The sequence below is a fragment of the Proteiniclasticum sediminis genome, from assembly GCF_018128025.1.
Taxonomy (GTDB): Bacteria; Bacillota; Clostridia; order Clostridiales; family Clostridiaceae; genus Proteiniclasticum; species Proteiniclasticum sediminis.
On sequence record NZ_JAGSCS010000033.1, the window covers coordinates 1 to 5,428 of the forward strand.

Here is a 5,428-nt window from a genome sequence, read left to right on the forward strand (position 1 = left end):
TCCACATAATGAGCCGTGTAGTCACCGTGTTGCTTCAAGACGATGACATCGCTCATGGATAGGCTATGCCCGGTGAAGTCCTTAGGGTAGTCCTCATTAAATTTTTCATAGATGCCATTCAACGTCCCATTGGTGTCAGCAGCTGCCTCAAAATGTCCGGTATAGGTTAGGTCATAATTCTTATAGTCCACAGTCAGACCAAGTTTTTCCAGGTGATGCAGGCTCTCGAACTGATGGTTACGCAGATTTTCGTCGTTTTTCAGTTGGTAGATGGCGTAGGTGTCATCGGGACCTGTGAGGAATTCCACCTCCTGCAGGCGAGGAGAAGGATTCTCATCAGTCCCCGTCCTTTCGTCCAGCTGACCGATATCTGCTGCAGTGATCTCGCGCTCCCGGGTGATTTCCTTAAAATGGCGGTCGATGTCATCGATGAGCAGGGCTGAGGTCTTGCTGATGGTCTCCAAGGAAGCCTTCAACTCGGGCAGATCCTTGTCCTTGCTCCAGGCAGCGATGTAACCAAAGCTGTTTTCGTCGGTTGCAATGCCATAATAGGCGCATACTGCAAAGGAAACACTTTCTGCCTCCACTTCTTCGGTTCTCCGATCCTTGGGTTTTTCCGGTGCTTTGCCAGCTTCTCCATGATCTTTAGCCTGGTCAGGCTTTAAATTATGCAGCTTGGCGTGGGCGATCTCATGGATGGCCGCAGAGACCGTCTGGATCTCGCTCATGTCATCCCGAATGGCGATCTTTTGTCTGCCCTGGCTGAAATAGCCGTCGGTGCTGGATGGCATGGCTTCAAAGAAGATGGGAACCGGGGAGGATCGCTTCAGAGCCTCCATGAAGACATCATATTGCTTGACATCGCCCGTCAAAGTACTCGCCAGCTGGGGAAGGGGCTTCCCGTCTGTCTGGGAGACATCAAAGACAGAGACGACCCGGAAACGGGGGATCTTGATCTCCACTTCCTCCGTCAGTGTCTTGCCAGTGACATCCCGCAGGGGTTTCTGAGTAACAGGATCAAGCTTTTCAACTTCCTTTTTCGTTTTGACAGGGGCTGGGGCAATGATGCGGATGCCTTTTTCACCCTTCAGGACATTGCGCTGGAACTGATCCTGCCAGCGATTATATCCAGCCACTAGTGTGGCATCTGGTTTTTGCATGGCGATGAGGATCGTATTGTTCAGGGAATAATGATGGAACCTTGACATGGTGCGCAGGTAGTCCTGGTATTTGTCACCACTGAAAAAATCACGGATGCCTTGTTCCAGCTTGTCCGTGATTTCCTTAAGCCCATCCTTATTGTTTTTTCCGGGTGCCGCCTGAGCCGACGATTCCCTGACCGTTTCTTTTTGGCCATAAGCAGCGGGTGCTTCCAGCACGCCGTGGGCTTGGAAGGAGTAATGATCCTGCTGATTGATCCCATTGATGATCAGGTGATCCAGCACCTGGATGCCTAGAAGATTGCCCGTTTCCTTCAGCCTTCTCGTCACGGTGAGGTCTTCGGAGCTTGGCGTCAGATCACCAGATGGGTGATTATGACAAAGGATCACGGCATTAGCCTTATTGACGATGGCATTTCGGAAGACTTCCCTGGGATGGACGATGGAGCTGTTGATGGTCCCCAGGGATACGACCTCGTGATCGATGACGCGGTTCTTGGTATTAAGAAATGCCACAACAAAGGCTTCCTTGTCATGGACCTGATCCATCACCGAGCGAAAGAAGGCCGCTGCAGCATCCGGTGAATTAATGACTGGATTTTTCGTCTTGATGCTGCTGCTCATGCGGTAAAGATCCAGAAAGGCCTGATGCTTTTCCCGCTGTGCAGGTGTGCTCAAAAGCTGTGTGGCGTTCTCCACCAAAGCGCTGATGCCCTTTCTCTGAGCGTATTCCAGCGCGTCATCCTCCTGGACGCCGATGATGCGGGCAAAGGCCTGGACATAGCGAAGTTCATCCGTGTTATTCATCGCTATCCACCTCCAGCTCGGCCATCATCTCAACTAAGAGAAACAGATCTCCCAGTTTGTCAGCATCTTCCGGTGTTGATACATATTTCTCTGGATTCTCCCAGAGCTCTAGCAGATTATCCGTGCTCACCTCAATACCGAGGAGAGCCCTGATCCGTTCTTTGACATTCATGATTTTTCCATCCTTTCCTTGGATTTTGTCGATGTTTTGTGCTTATCCTTGGTTTCACCAGGCGTGAATTCCAACCTGAAATTGACGTACTTGCCGCCGGTATCCTCCATGATGATTCGGGCATCGTAGGTCTTTTGCGTCTTGGGGGAATAAAGGTTTTTCATCTGAATACTGCCATCCTGCAGAAGAGCAGCAGCTATCTCACGAGTCAGTGTTTTTTTCTTGTCCTTGAAGAAACGGTTGTCCTTCCACAGAGCGAATGTACAGGTCTTGTTCTGGCAGAAAAAGCGACGTTCCCCTTCCAGCACCTGCTCCCGGCAGCGCGGGCAGGAACCGATGCTTTCCGAATTCAAGGCCAGCTCACCGGGGGTTTCAGAGACCGCCCGATAGGTTCTGACCAGATCTTTCATATGCTGAGAAATCTCCGTCATGAAGATTTCAGGTGAGAGCTGACCCTTTTCAATGCGCTTCAGCTTTTCCTCCCATTCCGCCGTCATCTGAGGGGATTTGATCTGCTCCGGCAGGATCGTGGCCAAAGCAACTCCCTTATGGGTGGGCTGCAGGGTCTTGAGCTTTTTATCACCTCGGCGCTCCACCAGCTCAGTCTTGATCAACTTTTCCAGGATGCCTGCTCTTGTGGCCGGAGTCCCCAGGCCTTTACGTTCAGCATCCTCGGGCAGATCCTCCAGGCCAGCATTCTCCATGGCGGAGAGCAGCGTATCCTCGGTAAATGGCTTGGGTGGAGTGGTTTTTCCCTCATCCAGCCGGACGGAGACCGAATCAAAGCGCTGGTCCTTTTCCAGTCTGGGCAGCGGGGTTTCTGCTTTCTTTTCCGTTTTTCGAGTGGTAATCGTGCTGCGATAATACTCATCTACAGACTTCCAGCCGGACTGCAGGATCGTCTTTCCCTTGGCAGTGAAACGTTGGCCGGAGCAGTCCAGTGCGACCGTCGTTTCCGAATACCGATGAACTTCTCCGGCGGCTGTGATGAGGCGTATGGCCAGAAGCTTTAAAAGCTCCTGTTCTCCCTTGGGAAGACTCTCCAACATTTTTCCATTTAGAGCATGGGTCGGGACGATGGCGTGATGGTCGCTGACCTTGGAATCATCCAGCAGCAGCTTTAAATCCGTCGAATATCCCTTCGTCATATTCTCCGGCAAAAGGGAAAGCGCTGACTGAAGGACGCCTGCAGTAGACTGCGCCATGTCAGCCGTCAGATAGCGGCTGTCGGTTCTGGGATAAGTGATGAGCTTTTTTTCATAGAGGCTTTGGGCATAATCCAGCGTTTGCTGGGCGGTATACCCAAGAAGCCGGTTGGCTTCCCGCTGCAGGGTGGTCAGATCATAAAGTTTGGGCGGTTTTTCGGTTTTCTCCTGGGTCCTTACTTCAGTGACTGTGGCGGATTTCCTCTGGCATTGAGCCAGGAGTTTTTCAGCCTCGGCCTTGATCTTCAGCTTTTCACCGGATGATTCAAAGCCGGGTAGCTTCAGCACAACGGTGTAGAATGGCTCGGATCTGAAATCTTGAATCGCGGACCACCGGTCCACGATCATGGACAGCGTGGGAGACATGACGCGGCCAACGTTGAGGGTCTGACGATACAAAACGGAAAAGAGTCTCGTTGCGTTGATTCCAACCAGCCAATCCGCCTGCGCCCGGCAGAGGGCAGATTGATAAAGCGGATCATATTCCTGGCTGGGCTTTAGTTTCTTGAAACCTTCGCTGATGGCCTGATCCTCCATGGAGCTAATCCATAGGCGCTTCACCGGTTTCTGACATCCCGCCTGGCGATAGACCAGACGGAAGATCAGTTCCCCTTCACGTCCGGCATCCGTGGCGCAGATGATCTCCGTCACTCGGGCTTCACCCAGCAGGCTTTTCAGGATTTTGAATTGCTTTTGCTTGTCCTTGGGTATCTGGTATTTCCATGGCTCCGGAAGGATCGGCAGATCCTCGAAGCGCCATTTGCCAAAGCGCTCGTCGTAGACATCTGCCGGTGAGAGTTCCACAAGATGGCCGACGCACCAGGAAACCAGGACATCCGTTCCTTCCAGATAGCCGTCCTTTCGGTTGTTTGCTCCCAGCACAGAGGCAATAGACTGGGCCACACTTGGTTTTTCTGCGATCACCAGTCTCATTTGTCCACCTTCCTTTTCTTGTGGGGGAGGATCAGCTCACGGTAACAGACACCAGTACAGCAGTTTCCCTGCAGGTAGCTGCAGCCATGGCAGGGATGGGTCTTGGGCAAGACAGGAGAGAGCTTCTCCTGCCGCTGCCGGGGCTTTTGCTTCATCAGTCGTTCAAAGGGACTGTCCGTAAAATGCGTCATTCGTCATCACGCTCCGATTCGAAAGCTTCCTGATCCTCTTCAACTAGCAGTTTTTCTTCATAGTCGTCATCATCAAAGCTGTACTCATCCAGATGGCTGCTTCCCTTGACGCTTGGCTTGGGCTTTCTCAGCTTGAAGTACCACAGTCCGCCGCCGCCCAGAAGAATCAGAAGGACCACGACGATCGGTAAAGGATTCATGATTTTTGCAGGTACGGGTTCCTCGACTTCCGTTTCTGGCTCCGGTGTAGGTTCGGGTTCCGGCTCGGGAACGGTTGGAACGGCACCTTCACCCGGCAGTGGCTCCAGGGTGCCGTCTTCCTCCATCAGGGCTCTGAGGTCTGCTTCATCCACCAGGTTCAGAAAGTAGACGTTATTTTCCTTGCCGGCCCGGTCGATAATCAGATAAAAGGTGTTGCCCGCTTTGGTCTTGACCGTAATGAACTGCTTGTCCTCGGTCTGTTCGCCTTCCAGGTCATCCACAATGGTCAGATTGCCTTCCGGAGTCAGGGGCACAGCTGCTTCCGGTTCAGTTTCTTTGACGGGCTCCGAGGCTGCGGGCTCGGCAGTCGGCATCAGAGCTTCCTCTATCGGATCAGAGCTTGCAGTGATCGCCTTGGATTCATCGGTCTGAGCATAGGCCGGGACTGAAAGAATGGAAATGCAAAGCAGCATGACCAGCAGTAGGGCTGAAGCACGAGGCCATTTTTTACTCATTTTCATTGGTGTTATCCTCCTGTGTTTTAAAATAATCGGGCGCTCCGCCTGTTTCGCGAAACGCCCTGATGAATGCGGCCAGCTCTTCCGGAGTCGCGGAGACACTGCGGACCATTTCCACGATCTCGGTCTTCTCCAGCTCGTCTTTTTGTGCCTTAAGCTCGATGAGTCTGGCTTCGAGGCTTTTAATTCGATGGGTGATCTTATCGATCTCCTCCGTCAGTTTTTGGATCTTTGGATTCAT

General features: G+C 52.3%; 6 protein-coding genes. All 6 read right to left on the reverse strand.

Annotated features, from left to right (window positions below; all coding sequences use genetic code 11):
- On the reverse strand, positions 1 to 1,967 hold a 1,967-nt coding region (gene radC, locus KCG48_RS14050), incomplete at its 3' end, for a RadC family protein (RefSeq protein WP_211802814.1).
- On the reverse strand, positions 1,960 to 2,139 hold the full coding sequence (locus KCG48_RS14055; protein WP_211802815.1) for a hypothetical protein: 180 nt from the start codon (positions 2,137 to 2,139) through the stop codon (positions 1,960 to 1,962). The genes radC and KCG48_RS14055, both read right to left, overlap by 8 nt.
- The gene (locus KCG48_RS14060; RefSeq protein WP_211802816.1) at positions 2,136 to 4,277 is read right to left on the reverse strand and encodes a DNA topoisomerase 3; all 2,142 of its coding nucleotides are present in this window, start codon (positions 4,275 to 4,277) and stop codon (positions 2,136 to 2,138) included. The genes KCG48_RS14055 and KCG48_RS14060 overlap by 4 nt, the downstream gene beginning before the upstream one ends.
- Positions 4,274 to 4,468 (reverse strand): hypothetical protein, encoded by a 195-nt coding sequence (locus tag KCG48_RS14065; RefSeq protein WP_089608980.1) that lies wholly within the window; start codon positions 4,466 to 4,468, stop codon positions 4,274 to 4,276. The genes KCG48_RS14060 and KCG48_RS14065 overlap by 4 nt, the downstream gene beginning before the upstream one ends.
- Complete coding sequence (locus KCG48_RS14070) at positions 4,465 to 5,043, reverse strand: CD1107 family mobile element protein (protein ID WP_230977155.1); 579 nt, start codon at positions 5,041 to 5,043, stop codon at positions 4,465 to 4,467. Before KCG48_RS14070 ends, KCG48_RS14065 begins: the two co-directional genes overlap by 4 nt.
- A 133-nt stretch (positions 5,044 to 5,176) precedes the next feature.
- Positions 5,177 to 5,428, reverse strand: a 252-nt coding sequence (locus KCG48_RS14075; protein WP_211802818.1) for a DUF4315 family protein, incomplete at its 5' end; no start/stop codon positions are given.

Coding starts and splice junctions, on each gene's coding strand:
- KCG48_RS14055 (WP_211802815.1), bottom strand. CDS start 2,139: ATGAATGTCAAAGAACGGATCAGGGCTCTCCTCGGTATTGAGGTGAGC.
- KCG48_RS14060 (WP_211802816.1), bottom strand. CDS start 4,277: ATGAGACTGGTGATCGCAGAAAAACCAAGTGTGGCCCAGTCTATTGCC.
- KCG48_RS14065 (WP_089608980.1), bottom strand. CDS start 4,468: ATGACGCATTTTACGGACAGTCCCTTTGAACGACTGATGAAGCAAAAG.
- KCG48_RS14070 (WP_230977155.1), bottom strand. CDS start 5,043: ATGCCGACTGCCGAGCCCGCAGCCTCGGAGCCCGTCAAAGAAACTGAA.